A 19240-nucleotide genomic window follows, 5' to 3' on the forward strand; every position below is an offset into this window, starting at 1 on the left:
GTTCGAATCCCTTCGGGCGCGCTCTGTGTTGAGACAGTGAGACGGGCCCCGGCCGGCGGAAACGCGGCCGGGGCCCTGCTCTGTCCGGACTCCGAACGGCTCCTGAAGGCCCTCTGGGCTCCAAAATGCGCCGCACGGGCCTTCAGTCGCACGGGGTGACACTGGGGCCGTGAGCAGGAATGGTCGGGTCGCAGCCGTCCCCCAAGGGGGTGCCCGGGATGCTTCTATGTCGTGTCAAGCAGCTGGCGCGAGCACTTCTGGTCCTGGGTGGGTCGCGGCGAGGGTGCGGAAGATCTGCCGTCCGACGTAGCGCTTGAGGCAGCGTCGGATTTCCTTGCTGGTCTTGCCCTCGGCCAGGCGCCGTTGGACGTAGGCCCGGGTGTCTGGGTCAGTTCGCATGCGGGTCAGCACGATGGTGTTCAGTGCCCGGTTGAGCCGGCGGTCGCCGCCGCGGTTGAGGCGGTGACGCACGGTGTTGCCGGACGAGGCGGGGATTGGTGCAGTGCCGGCGATCGCGGCGAAGGCCGCTTCGCTACGGATGCGTCCAGGGTGGGACCAGACGGTCAGGATGATGGCTGCGGTGACGGCGCCTACGCCGCGCAATTCGAGGAGCTCGGGCGCCTCGGCGGTGACGATCTCGGTCAGTCGCTGACGGTTCTCGAACAGCTCCTCATCGAGCACGAGCACGCGCTTGGCCAGTCGGACTGCCTCAGCGCGGGCGGTCGCCGTCCCGATCCCTTCCTCGCGACGTCGCCATCCAGCGATGGTGGTGACCTGCTGGGAAGTCAGAGACTTTCGGGCATCGACGCCGAGGTCGTGACTGCGCAGCATCGAGGTCAGTGCGTTGATGCACCTGGTCCGCTCGACGTTGAGGTGCTCACGGGCGACGGTGAGGACCCGCAGCGCGGTGTGCGCTTGACCGGCGCGGCGATCACGTAGCGAGGCCAGCGGCATGACCAAGCTGGCACGGGCAGCGAGGACAGCGTCAAGAGCGTCGGTCTTCCCGCGGCCACGTTCGCGCCGAGGGGTTGGTGCTTCGACCACGCGGTAGCCCGCATCAGACAGGACGTCGCTGAGAACAGCCCCGTAGGAGCCAGTTCCTTCGGCGGCGATCAGCACCGAGTCGAGATCACCTTGGGTGCGGCGACCGATCCAGTCCCTCGCGCGACGCAGCCCGGCCGGGGAGGTCGGGAAGGTGGCTTGGTCGAGCAGTGCCCCGCGGTCATCGACGACGGCGTAGCTGTGGGTTGCGGCGTGGGTGTCGACCCCTACGACGTAGCGGTAGGTCTCAGCCACCGTGACCGGCAGACTGGGCATGCGATGTTCTCCTCACTTGTTCGGGTTGGACGTCGTTGCCGGCGTCAGCCCGGGTGAGAAGTCACGACGAGGCGGGCCTGTAATGAGTCACACCACCGGGACGGCAATCCCGTTGGTGGACATGCTTCTGATCAAGCCATCGTTGTGGGCCAGGGTCGGCGCCGGCACCCAGCGCACGCTGGACAGATCCCAGGCATGACACCCCCAAGGGGGGTCAGGCGATTCAGGAGTCACAACGCGCACCGGGTGACCGACGCCAACCCTGCCAGCCAGCCCCAGGCCAGCCGAGACGAAGACTTACAGGCGGTTCAGGGGTGGTTAGCTGCGTGGGGCTTCGATGCCTGGGTGCGGTCAGGCTCGGTGCTTAGGTGACCGGGTGGTGAGTCGCTGACGACGGGCCATGATGCCGGAGGCGCCGATCAGCCAGAACGGGAGGAGCACGTAGTTGACCAACCCTCCTGGGGGGACGCCGGCGTTCCCGAGGGCCCCCAGCACTCCGCAGGCGACGGTGGCGATGGCGAACCACCGCGGTAGCACTGCACCGGCAAGGCCACCCAAGCCCGTCGCGATGAAGGCCGTGGCGAGCCCTATCCCCATCCCTGCCCAGCCGAAGAATTGGACGTAGCTCAGCGACTTCAGTGCGGCGTCGTCGGACGCGGCGGCGGCCCCGATGATCAGGCCCCAGTTCCACGTCACCATCTGGGACAGCCCGGCAGCGGTGACCACCCAACCGCCGTGGGCAATCGAGGACCACGTGGCCTCCGCCGGCTCGGTGGAGCGCAGGAGGTTGCGGACGGCCGTGGCGAAGAAGAGCAGGACGATACCCATGAGGACGAGGCAGCCCACGCTCGCGTAGTTGAGCAGGAGGTGGTCTCTGATGACCTGGCTGGTTGCGCTTCCCGGTTTGTCCGTCTCCGTCACCGACTGCAACGTGCTGTGCCCGATCCAGCACGCTCCCGCGATCGCACCAGTCCAGGGCAGGAGCTTCTCGAGTCTGGTGAGCGGCATGACAGCCTCCCTCTCGTCTGCGTCCGCGACCATCGCCGACTGCCAGATGGTGTGGCCACGAGAAGTCCAGGTGCATGAGGCAGATGTCCCGAACGGGCCGGGAACTCGTCCCGGGAGGGCTGACGAGGCTGTGGGGCCGACCCCACACTGGTGTCCATGGGTGGTGCGGTGACATTCGCGGCGGCTCTGCCGGTGGCTCTCGGACTCTTGGTGGTCCTTCGCAGCGCCCAGGTGTCAATCGGAATGCTGCTCGTCTGCCATGGCGCGTCCGTGGCATTGATCGGTCTTCAGGCGCTCGACGTCCTGGGCGGGGGTGCCGGCCTCCTTCTCGACCAGCTCGCCCAGGGCGCATGGGTTCTGCTGTTCGTCTGGTCGGCCGTGATGGCCCACCTGTTTCCCGACGGTGCCCTGCCGTCTCCACGATGGCGGTGGTGGCTCGGCGCCGAGGTCCTGGGGGTCGCGGCGTTCGTCGTCGGGGCTGTGGGCAATGGCGAGACCTTCTCCGAGCAGCATCCTGGACAGGCGCCACCGTTGGGTGCGTTGCCCTCGACGGTCTCGGCGATCCTCGGCACTGTCGGGTTGGTCGCGCTCGTCTGCCTCGTGGTCGGTGCAGGGGTGGCGGTGGTCGTCCGTCTGCGCATGGCTCATGAGGACGCGAGGACTCGGTTGCTGTGGCTCGTGTGGGGTGCTTGGACCGTGCCCGTGTCGCTTGTCGTCGCCTGGGCGAATCACTTCCTGCTCGGTGACCAGACATGGCTGGTGATCGCCGCCCTGGGGGTGGGGACGCTCTCCGTCCCGCTCACTGTCGCGGTGGCGACCCTGCGCCACCGGCTCTTCGACATCCGGGTGGTGCTGAGCAGAACCGTGACGGCCACGGTGATGACCGGTGCCGTCCTCGTGATGTACGCCTCCGTTCTGGACGCAGTGCGCCGGCTCGGCGGCGACAGCACGGTCGGGGGCCTGCTGGCCGTCGCTGTCGTCGCCGTCGTGATCCACCCCGCGCACTCGTGGTTGCGACAGCGGGTGGAGAGGCGTGTCCATGGGTACCGCGGCGACCCGCACCGCGCGTTGCGGATGCTGGCCGACGCGACCGAGGCGGCTCCTCAGGAGACCTTGACCGCGTCGATCTCCGCCACCATTGCCGAGGCGGTGCGCGTCGACTGGGCCCGGATCGACACCGGATCAGGGGTGGATGACGGCAACCACCGCTTCCCACTCGAGCACCGCGGCGAGGTGATCGGCTCGTTGGTGGTCGCGTCACCGCCAGGAGGCCGGTTCGGCGCCGAAGACCTCGCTCTGCTGCGAGACCTCGCGAGGTACGCAGCAGTGGTCGTCTTCGCCGATCGGCACCACGGCGCCCTGCGCGACTCTCGAGCGCGGATCGTCGCCGCGAGGGAGGAGGAGCGTCGACGTCTGCGCAGAGACCTCCACGACGGGATCGGACCGTCGCTGGCCGCCGTGGTCCTGAAGCTCAACGCAGCCGAGACCCGCACCGATGCTCAGGAGCGGCACGCCATTCTCAAGGAGGCCCGCTCGGAGGTGAAGGAAGCCATCGACGAGGTCCGGCGACTGGTCGATGACCTGCGGCCGCCGGCGATCGACGAGGTGGGCCTCCTCGCCGCCATCCGCCAGCGCGCACTGGGCCTGTCCGAGGCGGTGGTGTTCGAGGTGAGGGGGCCGACCGTGATGCCCGGCCTCCCTGCGGCGGTCGAGACCGCCGCCTTCCGCATCGCAGCGGAGGCGATGACCAACGTGACCCGCCACGCGAGCGCCACCCGGTGTGAGGTCGACATCACCATCACGGGCGACGAGTTCGCGATCACGGTCACCGACAACGGTCGAGGCGCCGCGTCGACGGCGCGCTCGGGGATGGGGTGGGAGTCGATGCGCGAGCGAGCCGCCGAGCTCGGGGGGTCGTGCACGCTGACGAACGGGGCCCCGGGGACCGGGCTGTCGGTCCACGCGGTCCTTCCTCACCGGCCGTCACCGGGTCATCTGGCCGAGGCGGGCGAGAGGGCATGATCCGGCTGCTGATCGTCGACGACCACCCTGCCTTCCGTCGCGGGCTGGAGCTCATGCTCTCGGACGTCGACGACATCGAGGTCGTCGCCCAGGCGGCATCAGGTGAGGAAGCGGTCGAGCTGGCTGCACAGGTCCCGCCGGACGTCGTGCTGATGGACCTGCGGATGCCGGGCCTGGACGGGATCGAGAGCACCCGCCGGCTGAAGCGTCTTCACAGCTCGCTCTCGGTGGTGGTGCTGACGATGTTCGAGGACGATGCGTCCGTCTTCGCTGCGATGAGGGCCGGCGCCCGCGGCTACGTGCTCAAAGGGGCGGATCAGGACGAGATCGAGCGGGCGGTTCGAGCAGCGGCTGCCGGTGAGGCGATCTTCGGCCCTGCGATCGCCGACCGCGTCATCCTCCACTTCGCCCGGGACGGCGACCACCCGCGGTCGACGTTCCCGTCCTTGACCCAGCGCGAGCGTGAGGTGCTCTCGCTCATCGCCAACGGGAAGGGGAACGCGGCGATCGCCCACGAGCTGGGGATCAACCTCAAGACGGTGCGCAACCACGTGTCCAATGTCTTCACGAAGCTCCACGTGTCCGATCGGGCTTCGGCGATCGTCAAGGCACGCGAGTCCGGAATGGCCGGAGAGTGAGCACTGAGGGGTGCCCGCTCGCGCGCTGCCCGTGGTTGTCCACGTTGGCGTGGTGCGGGCTTGGTCGTTGGCGACCGGCCAGGCTCACCGACGCAGGCGCGCGACGAGCTCACCGTCGACGTGCTCGCCCGTCTCGACGAACCCCACGCCGCGGTAGAGGGCCGCGGCCCGACGGTTGTCGGGCCCGTACGAGAGGGCGAACCCACCGTCGGTCGCTCGGTCGGCCAAGAGGTCGAGCGCGGCGGTGACGGCGGACCCCCCGAGCCCGCGCCCTTGGTGCCGGCCGTCGATGACGATGCCGCCGAGCCAGCAGCTCGCATCCTCCTCGTCGATGGCCCACATGAGGAACCCCACCACGGTGTCCTCCTCGCAGACTGCGAGCGGGCGCCAGAGGGCCTCGCCGGCGCCCAGGGCCAGGTAGTGGGTCGGGCTGGCGACGAACCGGGACTGCTCCGGGGCGACGGTCAGGGCGGCCACGGCCACCCGGTTGGCCGCGTCGACCGGGACCAGTCTCACGCGAGCACCTGTCGCGGGCCCGTCGCCCGGATGGGCTGCGTACCTCATCCGCTTCGGTGGCTCTCGAGATAGCGCAGCACGGCGAGGACGCGGCGATGCTCGGTGTTGGCCGACTCGGCCAGCCCGAGCTTGGTGAGGATACGGCTGACGTGGGTCTCCACCGTGCGGTCGGTGAGGACGAGGCGATGGGCCACACCGGCGTTGCTGAGGCCTTCGGCCATGAGCCCGAGCACCTCTCTCTCGCGTGGGGTGAGCTCCTGAAGGGCGGACCTGTTGCCGACCATGAGACGGGCGACGACCTCGGGGTCTAGCGCTGATCCCCCGGCGGCGACGCGGTCGAGGGCGGCGATGAACTCGTCGACGTCGAGGACGCGGTCCTTGAGGAGGTAGCCGAACCGTCCACCGGCGACGAGGTGGACCGGTAGCCGGGACTCGACGTGCTGGGAGAGCAACAGCACGGCTGTGTCGGGCAGGGCCTCTCGGACCTCGGCCGCGACCCGGGCGCCGTCGTCGGCATGGTCCGGGGGCATCCGGATGTCGAGCACGGCGACGTCCGGGCGGTGATCCAGGACTGCCGCGAGGGCGGAGGGTGCGTCACCGGCATCGGCGACGACGTCGTGCCCGACCTCGGTGAGCAGGGCCCGTAGGCCGGCGCGGAAGAGGGCAGAGTCCTCGCCGATCACGACCCGCACGGGATCTCCGCGGTCATGACGGTGCCGCCCAGTGGTGGGCTGTGCAGGGAGAGGCGCCCGCCGAGGGCGTGGACCCGGTCGCAGAGCATGGACAGACCCGAGCCGGGGGTGATACGTGCTCCGCCGGAACCGTCGTCGCGGACGGCCACGAGGACGTTGCCGCGGTCGCGTCGCACGGCGACCTCGACCTCCCGCGCGCCCGAATGCTTGACGGCGTTAGCCACGCCCTCGCTCGCGACGTAGTAGGCGGTGACGCTGACGTGCTCGGGAAGCTCGTCGGCATCGAAGGTCAGGCGCAGGGGGAGGGCGCTGCTCCGTGTGAGGTTCTCGAGCGCGGGGGCCAGCCCGTCGTCGAGGCTGCTGGGCCGCAGGCCGTGGGCGATCTGGCGCAGCTCGGCCACGGCGGTGGCGATCTCGTCGACGGCGGAGTCGACGAGGCCGTCGAGCTCGACCGACCCGCCTGCGGCGACGCGACGCTGGGCGACGCGCAACCTCATGCCGAGGGACACCAGACGCTGCTGGGCGCCGTCGTGCAGGTCCATCTCGAGGCGTCGCCGCTCCTCGTACCCGGCACGCAGCAGCCGTTGTCGGCTCGCCTCGACCTCGGCCAGGGCGTGTCCCAGCTCGCCGCGCAGCCGGGTCGACTCGGCGACAAGAGCAGCTTCGCGCGCCACCTCCTCGGGAACAGGTGCCCGGCCCGGACCTGCCATGATCAGGCCGATCTCGTTGCCCTTGAGGCGGATCGGGACACCCGTCCCAGAAACGGCGTCCCCCGCCACGTCCACGAAGCCGGCCGAACCCGGCCACCGGTAGCCCACGCGCAGCGCCGGGTCGCGCATGGCCTCGCGCAACACGGACTCGAGCTCTTCCGGTTCCCTGGAGCCGTCATGGACGTCGGTGACCAGCGCCTGGACGGCCGCGACGCCCCGGGCGCGCCGCGGGTGCAGCCGCCTCCCCAGGAAGCGCAGCAGCAGGGCTCGCGCGGGCAGGAGCAGAACGACGACGGCGACAGTCGCCAGCACCGCCGGTGCGGTGGAGTCCGCTGCCACGGCCAGCGCGACCGCGGACGACACGGTGGCGTGGCCGGCCACGACGAGGAACGCCAGCACGGGGTAGACGGCCGCCGCCACCACCGCGCGGTCGACGTCGTAGAGGTCATGGCGCAGCATCGCCACCAAGGTGGCGGCCGGGATCGCGATGTTCATCGCGATCAGGCCACCGAGGGCGACGATGGGTGTCCCGGTGAGCAGGTAACCCGCCCAGCACAACAGGATCGTCGCCGGAACCGTCAGGCAGGCGACGAACATCCACCGCAGCCGCGCTCGTTCCAGCTCGTCGGCCGCGGCCCGGTAGCGACGACGGGTCGCCAACGCCGCCAGGACCAGGCAGGCGTAGAACACCACCAGCGCGGGGATGGCGCCGTAGCCGACCCAGTGCTCCCCGAACGGGCGCGGCCAGTCGTCCAGCGGGGGCATCAGCGGCCCAGGCGCCACCGCGAGGAAGAGGTTGAACGCGACCACCGAGAGGGGAAGGGCGATCGTCGTCCGCCGAGCCCACGCGTCGTTCGGGCGGCCGTCGGGGAAGAGGAGCAGCACCATCGCGAACGGCAGGAACCAGCCCATCCAGATGCCCTGGGTGAGGTTGAGGAGCTCCGCACTGGCCGCGAGGTCGCTCGGCGGTGCGGCCAGGGCGTCGGCCCAGTTACCGTGGGCCATCTGCAGCAGGATGTTCGCTCCGGCAGCGGTGAGCCATGGGCCCACCCAGTTGCGGGGGTCGTGCCGGACAGCAAGGAAGCCTGCCGCGAACGGGACACCCGACGCGAGCACGGCACCCCCGACGATCCAGGCGCCGGCCGGATCGCCGAGGTCGCGCACCGCAACGACGGTCAGCACCACCAGCACGACAGAGACCGCCCACAGCAGGTGGGTGATGCGTCGCGGCCACGGCATGGCTCAGGCTAGAGCGGCCCTCGAGCTGACGTCATCCGTACTGGCACGGACGGCAGGTCCGGTACCACCGCCGACGACGCGCCGGTTCCCCCGCCCCCACCGTGGAGGTCCCAACCAGACCACTCCGCAGGAGCCTCCCGTGACCACGACCCGTCACACCCCGACCCACACCGAGACCTCGCCCGACACCGCGCCGCGCGACCTGCGCCGCTCCTGGCGGTGGCTCGCCGCAGCCGCCCTCGTCCTGGGGCCCCTGGGCGTCACCGCCATCCGTGCCGTGATGCCCTACTGGACCGACGACACCCCCGCCGAGATGGTCGCTGGGTTCGCTGCCAACCCGGAAGCCGGGGCGCTGATGAACTGGCTCTCCCTCGTCACCACCCCGTTCCTCCTCCTCAGCGCGCTCGCGATGGGGTTCGTCGCCCGACGCCGTGCCCCCGTCATCGCGTCCTGGGGGACAGCCGTCCTCTTTGGCGCCTATGCCCTCGGCAGCGCCGTCAGCGCCCCCGACGTCCTGACCTCCGCGCTCCTTGGCCGCGGCGACGACCAGGCCTCGGTGGCCGGGACCGCAGCCCTACTCATGGATCACCCCCCGATGCTCGCGGGCGCGCTGTCCTTCGTCATCGGCCACCTCGTCGGCATGGTGCTCGTCGCCATCGCCGTCGTCAGGGCCAAGGTCGTCCCCTGGTGGGTCGGGCTCGTCATCGCCGTGGCCCAGCCCGTACACGTCGTCTCTGCCGTCGTCGTCCCGAACCGTCTGCTCGACGTCGTCCTCGGCTGGGGCGCCACCACCGTCGGCTACGCGCTCGTCGCCGGCGCCGTCCTCCGGACGGCGGACGAGGAGTGGGACCTCCAGCCGCAACCACAGTGAGGAGCCCTCGCGTGGGCCCCAAGATGGGCCCCAAAACTCATTCGCAGTCTCGATTCCGTAACGATGCGCCTTGGCGCGACGGGACGTGTCCTATCCGCTCTGACCAGCGGAAACGTCAGATCTCGGGTCGCGTCCGGTCGATGCGCGTCCGGGCGTTTCAGGGCCGGAACGGGCCTACGGATCAGAAGGTGAGGGGTTCGAATCCCTTCGGGCGCGCACTGTGTTGAGACAGTGAAACGGGCCCCGGCCGGCGGAGACGCGGCCGCGGCCCTGCTCTGTCCGAGGTGCCGGGGGGCGAGCCGGCGCAGGCGATGCGCGTGGCGAGCGACGACGCCGCGAGCACCGACTCGACGATGCGCCGGCAGGTCAGCACCGGCTGCGGGCCCCGCCGTGCCGGCGCCTCCGCGACGACAGGCAGGTGGTCGAGCACGGCGCGGAGGGCGTCGCCGTCGCGGAGGTGGTCGCCGTCCATCGCGGGCCCCGTGAGCGTCGGCAGCCGACGCAACCGGGCGACGCCGCACGACGCCAGGGCGTCGAGGTCGTCGCCGAGGTCCGCGAGCATCGCAGGGGTGAGGGCGCCGGCCGCCACCTGACGGGCGAGGCTGTCGACGAGGCCGTCGAGGTGGTCGAGCTCGGCGACGAGCCGCAGCTCCGACGCCGTGCGGGGCAGGGACCGCGGCGAAGTCGCACGATGGGCGACCCGGACGCGGGCGCAGCTGTCCGCGCGGCTGCACGCGAGCCGGCGACGGCCGGAGCCGCGCACGACGCGGCGGGCCGCGGTGGCATCCCCGGATCGGGCTGCGGCGAGCACTTGCTCGAGGCCGCGGGCCACGAGCTCGGCGGCCGTCGCGAGCATCGAGTCGGGGCCACCGGCCGACGAGCGGGTGGGAGGGAGGGGCGCGGGGGATGCGGTGTGCGATGGGGCGGTCACGCGGACCAGCCTCCGCCCGGTGGGCAGCCTGCCCGGCGAGCGGCACGTGATCGTGACGCCCTCCGACGCGTCTTGACGCGGTCCTGTCACCGGTCGCCGGAGGCATCCACCGAGGGCTGGTCAGGCCGCGGCGACACCCCTACCGTGGAGGGCATAACCGGTCCCGGGGGCGCGGCGGCCGCAGGGCCGCGCCGGACGTACGCGCGGTACCGTCTGCACGGTGTCGAGAACGCCGTGACGACGGTCCTCACGCGCGCCGGCTCATCCCCCACTCGTGGGTGCTGACGACGGTCGGTCGACGGACCGGCCGTGAGCGGCGCAACCCCGTCACCGTCGTCGACGTCGGCGGCCGGCGATGGCTCGTCGCCCCCTACGGCCCCGTTCCCTGGTGCTCAACACGCGCGCCGCAGGAGAGATCCGGCTGACCAGGAGGGCTGCGACGCAGCGGTTCCGGGTGCGCGAGGTGGGGGCGGACGAGGCCTGTCCCGTGCTCAAGGTGTACGCGAGGACGGCGCGCGCGACCCGGCCCTACTTCGGCGCGGGCCTCGACGACCCGCCCGAGGTGTTCGCCCGCGAGGCCCACCTCCACCCCGTCTTCGAGCTCCTGCCCGCCCCCGCCTGACGTGGGCACCTGACCGTCACGACCCGTCAGGGCCGGTCGAGGGCGCGGAGGTACCGGCGGGTCATCCACCGCTGGGCGGCGCGACCCACCGGGCCGGCGAGACGGGCGGGGAGCAACGCAGGCCGCGAGACGGCGGTGATGCGGAAGCGGAGGCGGCCGTCGTCGAGCCGCTCCAGCAGGAAGCGCTCTTCGCCGGCCTCGGGGTGGCCGACGAGCGTGCCGTAGGTGAACCCCGCGCGCCCGGGCTCGTCGACGACCTCGACGACCCGGCACGGGATGCGCAGCGCCGGCGGCCCGACGCCCCACCGCATCTCCACCACGGTGCCGGTGCGCAGCGGCAGCCGCGAGGTGCGGACGCGCAGCCCTGCGCGGGCCTGCACCTGCCAGGTGAGCAGGTCGTGTGCGGCCCGCTCGAAGTCGGTGCGGGACAGGATGGTCGACTCGTCGAGCAGCGCAAACCCGTCCGGTGGGCGATCAAGGAGGCCGGGGCGCCGTTCGTAGGACAGGTGTGCCGACGACAGCCGCGCCCGATGGCGCGGGTCGAGGAGGCCGACGGTCACGGGTCGATCCTGCCTCCTCGTGGCGGCCGGCGGTGGCAGTGCGCGAGGTTGGTCCGTCGCTCCCTCTGGCCCGGGGCCCGGCGAGGGTGTAGGCAGGGGGTGGGCGCGGCCCACGCGTTCGCCCCCGACGAGGAGGACCCGCATGGCCACACTCGACAGCGCCCGACTGCTCGCCGCGCTCGAGCCCACGGTGGAGGAGAACCTCAACCGCCACCTCGCCGCCGCGCAGGAGTGGATGCCGCACGAGTACGTGCCGTGGTCGCTCGGCCGGGACTTCAAGGAGCTCGGCGGCGAGCCGTGGTCGGTCGAGCAGTCACAGCTCTCGCCGATCGCCCGCACCGCCCTCGAGGTCAACCTCCTGACCGAGGACAACCTGCCGAGCTACCACCGCGAGATCGAGCGGGCCTTCGGCCGCGACAGCGCCTGGGGCGCGTGGGTCAACCGCTGGACGGCCGAGGAGGGCCGGCACGCGTTCTGCATCCGCGACTACCTCCTCGTCACGCGCGGCGTGGACCCCGACGAGCTCGAGCGTGCCCGCATGGACACGATGGAGACCGGCTACGACTCGGGCGACAAGCCGCTGCTCAACGTCTGCGCCTACGTGTCGTTCCAGGAGCTCGCGACCCGTGTCTCGCACCGCAACACGGGCCGGTTCACCGAGGAGCCCGTCGCCGAGAAGCTGCTGATCCGGGTGGCCAAGGACGAGAACCTCCACATGATCTTCTACCGCAACATCATCCAGGCGGCGCTCGAGCTGACCCCGAGCCAGACGATGCGGGCGATCACCGACGAGGTCGTGTCCTTCCAGATGCCGGGCTCGGTCATCCCCGGCTTCGGCCGCAAGGCCGTGCAGATGGCGATGGCCGGCATCTACGACCTGCGCATCCACCACGACGACATCGTCGCGCCGCTGCTGCGGCAGTGGGGCGTCTGGGAGCTCGAGGGCCTCGACGCCGACGGCGAGAAGGCTCGCGAGGAGCTCGCCGCCGCCGTGTCGTCGCTCGATGCCGAGGCGACCCGCTTCGTCGAGAAGCGGGAGGAGCGGGCCGCGAAGCTCGCCGCCCGCCAGAACGCCTGACGCGCAGCGCACCTCACGCACCGCACACACGACCGAGGGGCCCCGTCCGGCGCGGACGGGGCCCCTCGGGGCCGTGGACAGGCGGGTCAGCCCGCGGTCTGCAGCGCCTTGACCTCGTCACGGGCGGCGACGACATCGGCGTGCTGACGCGAGACGACCTCGCGGAAGCCCGCGCTCAGGTCCTGCTCCAGCGCCTTCTCGTACTCCTGGACCGCGTGGTCCTCGCCGGTGACGGCCGCGCCGAGCACGCTGTCGGGGCTGTCACCGGTCACGGCGTCCTTGAGGGCGATCCAGCCACGGTGCAGGGCGGCCGCGGCCGACCCGCTCTCGTCGACGTCGTCGCCGTACTCGTGACCCATCGCGACGATCTCGCGGTGGAAGCCCGCACGCTGCTCCGACAGACGCTGCAGCGTCGTCGCCCACTCCGGGTGGTCGCTGTCGCGCAGCTTCTCGGCGGCGTCCGCGAACCCGCGCTCGCCGTCCTTGAGGGTCTCGACGAGCTCCTTGGCCGCCTTGGCGTCGTCCGACATGTCGTGCTCCTTCGTGTTCGAGGTGGCTGGACACCTGCGCTACCCCGGCGGCCCGCCCGCGAACCGTCCTGTCGAGGACCTTGTCCGACGGCCACTCAGCCGGGCGGCAGGCCCGCCAGCCGACGGACCGCGGCGAGGCCGGCCGGGCTCCCGGGCCAGTGCCGCTCGAGCGCCTCGGGTCCGGCCCGGCGGGTGACGGAGCGCAGCGCGAGGGCGACGACGACCGCGTCGTCCGCGTACCCGATGACCGGGACGACGTCCGGGACGAGGTCGACCGGCAGGGCGAGGTAGCCGAGCAGGAGCCACAGGCGCACCCGCAGGCCCCGGGGGAGCGACCGGTCACGGGCCAGCCGCGCGAGCAGCCGGACGACGTCCGGCAGCAGGCGCAGCGCCTCCTTGAGGCCGGTCTCGTCGGGCCGGGCGCGCCAGAGCACGACGAGCAGTGCCGCCCAGAGCAGGACGAGCCCGCCGGCGACGGCGAGCAGCACACGTACCCATCCGTCCACGGAGCCATCCTGCCGGGAGGGGCGGGCGGGCAACGTTCGGCACCTTCGTCGGTCGATGCACGGTCCGGACGCCGCGTGAGGACGGGGCGGAGCGGCTCCGGACGGCGGTCCGTTCGACCCCTGCCCGATGGTCGGTGCTGACAAGCAGTCGTTCCACCTGCGAGGATGACGAGCGTGGAGCCGTTCGACGGAGCGCCGCGCACGCCGCGCCTCCCCCGCCAGGTCGGTCAGACACTGACCGAGCTCGCGCACGTCACGAACGAGCTCGTGCGCGCCACGACGGTCGAGGCCGTGACGACGGTCGTCACCGAGCACATGGCGGATGCCGTCGGCGCGACGATCGCCGCGCTCGGCCTGCGGCAGGGCGAGACCGACGCCCGTCTCATCGGGGTGCGGGGGCTGCCCTCCGACGAGGCGAGCGCCTGGCGCACCTTCCCGCTGTCCTCCGGAAACTCGATGGCCCACGCCATCCGCACCGGCGAGCGCGTCGTCGTCGTCGGTGCCGACGAGATCAGCCGGCGGTTCCCCGAGATCGCCGGCCGCGGTGAGCGGACCATCATCACCGTGCCGCTGCAGGGCAGCGAGCGCACGATCGGCGCGATCCACCTGTCGGTGCCGGAGGCGGTCGCCCCGCACCCCGCGGCGCTGGAGTTCGTCGACGTCCTCGCCGACACCTGCGCGCAGGCGCTCGAGCGCATCGAGGCCGCCGCCGTCGCCGAGAGGCAGACCAGCCGCCTCGCCTTCCTCGCGGAGGCCTCCATCCAGCTGGCGAGCAGCCTCGACGTGCGAGCCACGACCGCGAAGATGGCCCGGATGACCGTGCCGCGCTACGCGGACTGGTGCGCCGTTGACGTCGTGCGACGCGGCTCGCTCCGCCGTCTCGCCTCGGCGCACACCGACCCGGCCGCGGCCGACCTCGTCGCCGCGATGCGGGAGCGGTGGCCCGAGGGCGCAGCGGGCGGCTCGTGGCTCGACCGCGTGGTCGAGACCGGCCGGCCCATGCTCGTCTCCGAGGTCACCGACGAGCTCCTCGACCGCACCGCGCGTGACGCCGGCCACCGCGCGGCGCTCGCCGCCCTCGACCTGCGCAGCGTCCTCATCGTCCCGCTCTTCGTCCGCGGCCGGGTCGCGGGCCTGCTCACGTGGGGCTCGAGCACACCGGGCCGGCACTACGACGAGGACGACGTCCGCTTCGCCGAGCACCTCGCCCGGCGCGCGGCCAGCGCCCTCGACAACGCCGACCTCTACGGGCAGACGCGCGCCGTCGCCGAGCAGCTGCAGCGGGCGGTCCTGCCCGAGCGGCTCACCGGTGACGACGACTTCGAGGTCGCCTGGCGCTACGAGCCGTCCGGCCGCACCGAGGTCGGCGGCGACTTCTACGACGCCTTCCCCGTCGGGGACGGCCGGCACGTGGCCTTCGTCGGTGACGTCATGGGTCGTGGGGTCGCGGCCTCGGCCGCGATGGCCCAGATGCGGGCCTCGGTGCGCGCCTTCGCCTCGGTCGACCCCACGCCGGAGTCGGTCCTCGACGCGCTCGACCGGATGGTCACCCGCTTCGACGCCGACCAGCTCGTGACCCTCGTCTACGTGCTCGCCGACGCGCGCACCGGCACCCTGCACGTCGCCAGCGCCGGGCACCTGCCCCCGCTGCTCGCCCACCCCGACGGCAGCGTCGAGCGACTGCCCGACGCCGACGGCCCGCCGCTCGGGCTCGCCGACGGCCGGCACGGCCTGGAGCTGCCGTTCGGCCCGGGCGACTCGCTGCTCCTCGTCACCGACGGGCTCGTCGAGCGCCGCGACGAGGACATCGAGACGGGTCTGACCCGGCTGCAGAACGCGATGCGCGCCCTGCGCGGCGCAACCCTCGACGACGCGCTCTCGCGGCTGGTCCGCACCGTCGGCGACGAGTCGGCCGACGACGACGTCGCGGCCCTCGTGCTGCGCCGCACCGTCGTCTCCACCGCCGGTGGCGGCGTCGCAGCCCCCCGGATGAGCGCCTGACCCGTCCGACCGGCTGTTCGCGTCACCCGCGAAGCCGCCGCAGGTGTGGATCCCGCCCCGCGGGGTACACCCCCTCGCCGACGATGACGAGGGCCCTGGCGGGCGGTGAGGACGGTGGGGCGTGGACGCCCGGGTGCACACGACGTGGCGGGCGCAGGAGTGGCGACGCCCCGACCTCGAGCCGGACGGGCGTGACGTCGCCGCCGGCCTCGCCGTCGCCCGCGACGAGCACCGAGTGGCCGAGGGGCTGGCGGCCGACCCGTGGCGCTACCTGTCGACCCTCGCGACGCTGGGGTCCCTCGACCTGACGCTCGCGCGCGCCGCCGAGCCCCACCTTGACGCGGTCGCGATCCTCACTCAGGCGGGTGACCCGGACCTCTCGGTGCTCGGGGTCGACGCGGCGAGCACCTTCGGTGTCTACGCGGCCCGAGCGCCCGGGGCCGTGCTGGCCGCCCGCCCGGGGAGTGACGGGTCGGTGCGCCTCGACGGCACCAAGGCCTGGTGCTCGCTCTCGTCCGTGGTCAGCCACGCCCTCGTCACGGTCGACGCGGGGGAGCGCCCCGGCCTCTACGCCGTCCCGCTGCGGCACCCCGGGGTCGTGCACGACGACGGCCGATGGGTGCCGCGCGGCCTCGCCGCCGTCCGCACCGGCTCGATGACGCTGACCGACGTCCCGGCCGTCCCGGTCGGCGAGGGCTCGTGGTACCTCGAGCGGCCCGGGTTCGCCTGGGGCGGGATCGGGGTGGCGGCGGTGTGGTTCGGCGCGGCCGCCGCGGTCGCGGGACGCCTCGTCGACGCTGCCGCGCGCCGCCCCCCGGACCAGGTCGCCCTCGTGCACCTGGGCACGGTCGACCGGCTGATGCACGCCACGCTGCTGGCGCTGCGCGACGCGGCGCGGGTGATCGCGGACGGCACGGCCGACGGCTCCGCCGGAGCGCTGCTCGCGGCGCGGGTGCGGGCGGTCGTCGCGGAGGCCGCCGAGGAGGTGCTGCGCCTCGTCGGCCACGCGCTCGGACCGGCGCCGCTCACCGCCGACGACGAGCACGCGGGGCGGGTCGCCGACCTCACCGTCTACCTGCGCCAGCACCACGCCGAGCGCGACCTCGCCGCGCTCGGAGCGATGGTCCTCGAGGCTGGAGGGGTCCGATGACGGACCCGGTCCTGTTCCGGCACACCGACGCCGGCACCGACGAGAGTCGCTGGCTCGGCGACCCGCGCTGGGCGCTGGCCCCCGTCCTGGACGTGCCCGCTCTGGCGGCGACGCACGACGAGCTGCTGGTCCTCGCGGCGCACCCCGACGACGAGACGCTCGGGGCGGGAGGCCTGGTGGCGTTGGCCGCCCGGGCCGGCATGCCCGTCCGCGTGGTCGTCGTGACGGACGGCGAGGGCTCGCACCCCGACGCCTCGGTGTGGGACCCCGAGCGGCTCGCCGCGGTGCGCCGGGACGAGGCGGCCGCCGCCGTGGCAGCGCTCGCGCCCGACGCGGAGCTGCGGCACCTCGGGCTCGCCGACGGGTCGTTGGACCGTCGGCGCGACGAGCTCGACGCCGCGCTGGACGGGCTCGTCCGCCCGGGGTCCCTCGTCGTCGCGCCGTGGAGCCGGGACGGCCACCCGGACCACGACGCCCTCGGGGCCGCGGCGGGCAACGCCGTCCGACGGCGCGGCGCGACGCTGCTCCAGTACCCGGTGTGGCTGTGGCACTGGGCGACTCCCGACGAGCTGCCGTGGGCCCGGGCCCACGTCGTCGAGCTCGACCGGGCCGCGCACGACCGGCGGGCCGCCGCGCTGCGCGAGTACGGCTCGCAGTCGGCCCCGCTCGGGCCGGCCCCGGGGGACCAGCCGGTGCTCCCGCCGCCGGTGCTGCGCCGGGCCTCCCGACCGGTCGAGCTGGTCCTCGGCGACGGAAGCGCGCTGCCGGAGCTCGCGCGAGAGGCGGGGTCGGAGACCTTCGACGCGATGTACGACGGGAACGAGGACCCCTGGGGCTTCCACGGCTCGTTCTACGAGCGACGCAAGCGCGACCTGACGGTCGCCGTCCTGCCGAGGGAGCGGTACGGGCACGTCCTGGAGATCGGCTGCGCCACAGGAGTCCTCACCCGGCGTCTGGCCGGGCTCGCGGATCGCGTCACGGCGACGGACGTCAGCACGCGGGCCCTCGACCTCGCCCGGCGCGACGCGCCCGCGCACGTCACTTGGGTGCTCGGACGGGTGCCGGAGGCGCTGCCGGACGACGGGTCCCCGGAGGACGTCGTCGACCTCGCGGTCCTCTCGGAGGTGGGCTACTTCCTGCGGCCGACCGAGCTCCTCGAGACGCTGCGGCGCGTCCGGTCGACCCTCGCCGCCTCGGGCGAGGTGCTCCTCGTGCACTGGCGCCACGCCACCGAGGACGTGCCGCTCGACGGCCCCCTCGTCCACGAGGTCGCGGCCTCGGTCCTCGGGGACCTCCCGCACCGGGTGCACCTCGAGGACGACGACGTGGTCGTCGACCTGTGGGGCGGCCTGCCCGGCTCGGTCGCCGAGCGCGAGGGGCGCGCGTGACGCCCGTGCGCCACGTCGTCGTGGCGGTCCCGGCGCGCGACGAGGAGCTGGTCCTCGACCGCTGCCTGGCCGCGATCGGACGGGCGGTCCGTGACCTCGCGGACCACCGTCCCGGCCTCGGCGTCGACGTCGTCGTCGCCCTGGACCGCTGCCGCGACGCGTCGGCGTCCGTCGTCGCGGCGCACCCGGCCCTCGCCGTGGCGCTCGACGCCGGTGCGGCGGGCGCCGCGAGGCACCTCGCGGTCACCGTCGGCCGGTCGATGCCCGGAGCCGTGCGCGCCCGCAGCGGGGCGACGTGGCTGGCGTCGACCGACGCGGACTCCGAGGTGCCGGCGCACTGGCTGAGCGAACAGGTCCGGCTCGCCGACGCCGGCCACGACCTCGTGGTCGGCACGGTCGAGCCGCATCCCGAGCTCGCGCCCGGCCTCGCCGCCGCGTGGCGCGCCCGCCACGTCCTCGAGGAGGGCCATCCCCACGTCCACGGGGCGAACCTCGGTGTCCGCGCCGACGCCTACGACGAGGCCGGTGGCTTTCCTCCGTGGCCCACCCACGAGGACGTCGAGCTCGTCCGCCGGGTCCGGGCGGCCGGGCGGGCGTCGGTCGCCACCGACCGGCTGCGGGTCGTCACCTCGGCCCGGCTCGTCGGCCGGTCGCCGGGCGGGTTCGCCGCGTACCTCGGCGACCTCCTCGTCACGCCGAGTGCCGAGGTCGGGGTCGAGCCGGCCTGAGCCGCAGCGCGGTCCGGGTCAGCGGCGGCGGCGCCGCACCGCCATCCCGACCCCCGTCGCGGCCGCGGCGAGGAGCCCGGCCGCCGCCGTCAGCTCGCGCGGGGACGATCCGGCGGCCGCGCGCACGACCGCCGACGCGGCGGTCGCGGTGCTGTCGCCCTCGCCCCGCTCGACGAGCGCCAGGCGCACCGGGCTGCCCTCGGTGCGCAGCTCCTCGGTGACGGACTCGTGGAAGCCACGGACCGCGGCCTCCGCGCCCGACCGGGCCGACTGCCCGGCCCGGCCGCGCCGGGCGGCCGCCGACGTGACGTGGACGATCGTGCCCCGGCCGCGCTCGCGCATCCGCTCGAGCACCGCCATCGTCGTGTGGACGTGCCCGAGGTAGAGCTGCTCGGTGATCGCCCGGAACTCGCGCGGCTCGTGGTCGCGGAAGCTGCGGTCGCGCGGGTCGTCGGCCGTGTTGACCCAGACGTCGACCGGCCCCAGCTCGACCTCGATGCGGGCCACGGCGGACTCGACGGCGTCGGGGTCGGTCGTGTCGACGACGACCCCCATCGCGTCGGCCCCCGAGCGGCGCAGCGCGGTGACGAGCTCGTCGACCGCGATGGGGGTGCGGGACAGCAGCGCGACGCGGTCGCCCCGACCGGCGAAGCGCGCGGCTGCCTCGACCGCCGTCTCCGAACATGCTCCGGTGATGGCCACGACCCTGGGCACGACGCTCCTTCCGGGGCGG

The 19240-nt window shown here is 73.3% G+C and carries 20 protein-coding genes; 10 read left to right on the top strand and 10 right to left on the bottom strand.

Going from position 1 to position 19240, the window contains the following annotated elements; genetic code table 11:
- Positions 1–234: 234 nt before the first annotated feature.
- Together LG324_RS03690 and LG324_RS03695 are read right to left on the bottom strand one after the other, a co-directional pair.
- The gene (locus LG324_RS03690) at positions 235–1317 is read right to left on the bottom strand and encodes an IS110 family transposase (protein ID WP_192912052.1); all 1083 of its coding nucleotides are present in this window, start codon (positions 1315–1317) and stop codon (positions 235–237) included.
- Positions 1318–1668: 351 nt separating this feature from the next.
- The gene (locus LG324_RS03695; RefSeq protein ID WP_404351895.1) at positions 1669–2325 is read right to left on the bottom strand and encodes a hypothetical protein; all 657 of its coding nucleotides are present in this window, start codon (positions 2323–2325) and stop codon (positions 1669–1671) included.
- A gap of 156 nt (positions 2326–2481) precedes the next feature.
- Between LG324_RS03695 and LG324_RS03700 the strand changes: the two genes are divergently transcribed.
- Positions 2482–4347, top strand: a complete 1866-nt coding sequence (locus LG324_RS03700) for a histidine kinase (RefSeq protein ID WP_404351898.1) — start codon at positions 2482–2484, stop codon at positions 4345–4347.
- Complete coding sequence (locus LG324_RS03705) at positions 4344–4985, top strand: response regulator (protein ID WP_404351901.1); 642 nt, start codon at positions 4344–4346, stop codon at positions 4983–4985. The genes LG324_RS03700 and LG324_RS03705 overlap by 4 nt, the downstream gene beginning before the upstream one ends.
- A gap of 84 nt (positions 4986–5069) precedes the next feature.
- On the opposite strand, the gene LG324_RS03710 is transcribed toward LG324_RS03705, so the two are convergent.
- From LG324_RS03710 to LG324_RS03720, 3 genes are read right to left on the bottom strand one after another with little or no spacing between them, the layout of a single operon-like run.
- On the bottom strand, positions 5070–5501 hold the full coding sequence (locus tag LG324_RS03710) for a GNAT family N-acetyltransferase (protein ID WP_404351904.1): 432 nt from the start codon (positions 5499–5501) through the stop codon (positions 5070–5072).
- Positions 5502–5545: 44 nt separating this feature from the next.
- Positions 5546–6193 carry a LuxR C-terminal-related transcriptional regulator gene (locus LG324_RS03715; RefSeq protein WP_404351906.1) on the bottom strand — a complete coding sequence of 216 codons (648 nt, stop codon included), beginning with the start codon at positions 6191–6193 and terminating at the stop codon, positions 5546–5548.
- Entirely contained in the window at positions 6181–8142 is a 1962-nt protein-coding gene (locus LG324_RS03720; protein WP_404351909.1) for a sensor histidine kinase, read from the bottom strand. Before LG324_RS03720 ends, LG324_RS03715 begins: the two co-directional genes overlap by 13 nt.
- Before the next feature lie 139 nt (positions 8143–8281).
- Here LG324_RS03720 and LG324_RS03725 point away from each other — a divergent pair, with 139 nt between their 5' ends.
- Positions 8282–9013 carry a hypothetical protein gene (locus LG324_RS03725; RefSeq protein WP_404351912.1) on the top strand — a complete coding sequence of 244 codons (732 nt, stop codon included), beginning with the start codon at positions 8282–8284 and terminating at the stop codon, positions 9011–9013.
- A 181-nt stretch (positions 9014–9194) separates the two neighbouring features.
- Here LG324_RS03725 and LG324_RS03730 read toward each other — a convergent pair whose 3' ends face one another.
- Positions 9195–9944 (bottom strand): hypothetical protein, encoded by a 750-nt coding sequence (locus LG324_RS03730; protein WP_404351915.1) that lies wholly within the window; start codon positions 9942–9944, stop codon positions 9195–9197.
- Positions 9945–10060: 116 nt separating this feature from the next.
- Between LG324_RS03730 and LG324_RS03735 the strand changes: the two genes are divergently transcribed.
- Complete coding sequence (locus tag LG324_RS03735) at positions 10061–10369, top strand: nitroreductase/quinone reductase family protein (RefSeq protein ID WP_404353119.1); 309 nt, start codon at positions 10061–10063, stop codon at positions 10367–10369.
- On the top strand, positions 10333–10566 hold the full coding sequence (locus LG324_RS03740) for a hypothetical protein (RefSeq protein WP_404351918.1): 234 nt from the start codon (positions 10333–10335) through the stop codon (positions 10564–10566). The genes LG324_RS03735 and LG324_RS03740 overlap by 37 nt, the downstream gene beginning before the upstream one ends.
- 26 nt (positions 10567–10592) lie before the next feature.
- Here LG324_RS03740 and LG324_RS03745 read toward each other — a convergent pair whose 3' ends face one another.
- The gene (locus LG324_RS03745) at positions 10593–11126 is read right to left on the bottom strand and encodes a DUF1990 family protein (RefSeq protein ID WP_404351921.1); all 534 of its coding nucleotides are present in this window, start codon (positions 11124–11126) and stop codon (positions 10593–10595) included.
- A 142-nt stretch (positions 11127–11268) separates the two neighbouring features.
- On the opposite strand from LG324_RS03745, the gene LG324_RS03750 reads away from it, so the two are divergent.
- Entirely contained in the window at positions 11269–12204 is a 936-nt protein-coding gene (locus tag LG324_RS03750; RefSeq protein WP_030526980.1) for an acyl-ACP desaturase, read from the top strand.
- Between the two features lie 86 nt (positions 12205–12290).
- Here LG324_RS03750 and LG324_RS03755 read toward each other — a convergent pair whose 3' ends face one another.
- Together LG324_RS03755 and LG324_RS03760 are read right to left on the bottom strand one after the other, a co-directional pair.
- Positions 12291–12734, bottom strand: coding sequence for a PA2169 family four-helix-bundle protein (locus LG324_RS03755; protein ID WP_030526979.1), 444 nt, complete (start codon positions 12732–12734; stop codon positions 12291–12293).
- 95 nt (positions 12735–12829) lie between these two features.
- Complete coding sequence (locus LG324_RS03760) at positions 12830–13240, bottom strand: DUF1232 domain-containing protein (RefSeq protein ID WP_030526978.1); 411 nt, start codon at positions 13238–13240, stop codon at positions 12830–12832.
- 174 nt (positions 13241–13414) lie between these two features.
- On the opposite strand from LG324_RS03760, the gene LG324_RS03765 reads away from it, so the two are divergent.
- The 4 genes from LG324_RS03765 (at position 13415) to LG324_RS03780 (ending at position 18507) form a co-directional block, all read left to right on the top strand.
- Positions 13415–15241, top strand: a complete 1827-nt coding sequence (locus LG324_RS03765) for a GAF domain-containing SpoIIE family protein phosphatase (RefSeq protein ID WP_404351925.1) — start codon at positions 13415–13417, stop codon at positions 15239–15241.
- 121 nt (positions 15242–15362) lie between these two features.
- Positions 15363–16391: an acyl-CoA dehydrogenase gene (locus LG324_RS03770; protein ID WP_404351928.1), complete on the top strand. Its 1029-nt coding sequence runs from the start codon at positions 15363–15365 to the stop codon at positions 16389–16391.
- On the top strand, positions 16388–17779 hold the full coding sequence (locus LG324_RS03775) for a PIG-L family deacetylase (RefSeq protein ID WP_404351931.1): 1392 nt from the start codon (positions 16388–16390) through the stop codon (positions 17777–17779). The genes LG324_RS03770 and LG324_RS03775 overlap by 4 nt, the downstream gene beginning before the upstream one ends.
- Positions 17776–18507 carry a glycosyltransferase gene (locus LG324_RS03780; protein WP_404351934.1) on the top strand — a complete coding sequence of 244 codons (732 nt, stop codon included), beginning with the start codon at positions 17776–17778 and terminating at the stop codon, positions 18505–18507. The genes LG324_RS03775 and LG324_RS03780 overlap by 4 nt, the downstream gene beginning before the upstream one ends.
- Before the next feature lie 18 nt (positions 18508–18525).
- Here LG324_RS03780 and LG324_RS03785 read toward each other — a convergent pair whose 3' ends face one another.
- Positions 18526–19221, bottom strand: coding sequence for an SDR family NAD(P)-dependent oxidoreductase (locus LG324_RS03785; RefSeq protein WP_404351937.1), 696 nt, complete (start codon positions 19219–19221; stop codon positions 18526–18528).
- Between the last annotated feature and the right edge of the window lie 19 nt (positions 19222–19240).

This window comes from Phycicoccus jejuensis, assembly GCF_044797865.1.
GTDB classification, from domain to species: Bacteria; Actinomycetota; Actinomycetes; order Actinomycetales; family Dermatophilaceae; genus Phycicoccus; species Phycicoccus jejuensis.

What these genes read in the sequence shown, in the direction of transcription:
- LG324_RS03690 (WP_192912052.1), bottom strand. Translation starts at nt 1,317, where the DNA reads ATGCCCAGTCTGCCGGTCACGGTGGCTGAGACCTACCGCTACGTCGTA.
- LG324_RS03695 (WP_404351895.1), bottom strand. Translation starts at nt 2,325, where the DNA reads ATGCCGCTCACCAGACTCGAGAAGCTCCTGCCCTGGACTGGTGCGATC.
- LG324_RS03700 (WP_404351898.1), top strand. Translation starts at nt 2,482, where the DNA reads ATGGGTGGTGCGGTGACATTCGCGGCGGCTCTGCCGGTGGCTCTCGGA.
- LG324_RS03705 (WP_404351901.1), top strand. Translation starts at nt 4,344, where the DNA reads ATGATCCGGCTGCTGATCGTCGACGACCACCCTGCCTTCCGTCGCGGG.
- LG324_RS03720 (WP_404351909.1), bottom strand. Translation starts at nt 8,142, where the DNA reads ATGCCGTGGCCGCGACGCATCACCCACCTGCTGTGGGCGGTCTCTGTC.
- LG324_RS03750 (WP_030526980.1), top strand. Translation starts at nt 11,269, where the DNA reads ATGGCCACACTCGACAGCGCCCGACTGCTCGCCGCGCTCGAGCCCACG.
- LG324_RS03755 (WP_030526979.1), bottom strand. Translation starts at nt 12,734, where the DNA reads ATGTCGGACGACGCCAAGGCGGCCAAGGAGCTCGTCGAGACCCTCAAG.
- LG324_RS03775 (WP_404351931.1), top strand. Translation starts at nt 16,388, where the DNA reads ATGACGGACCCGGTCCTGTTCCGGCACACCGACGCCGGCACCGACGAG.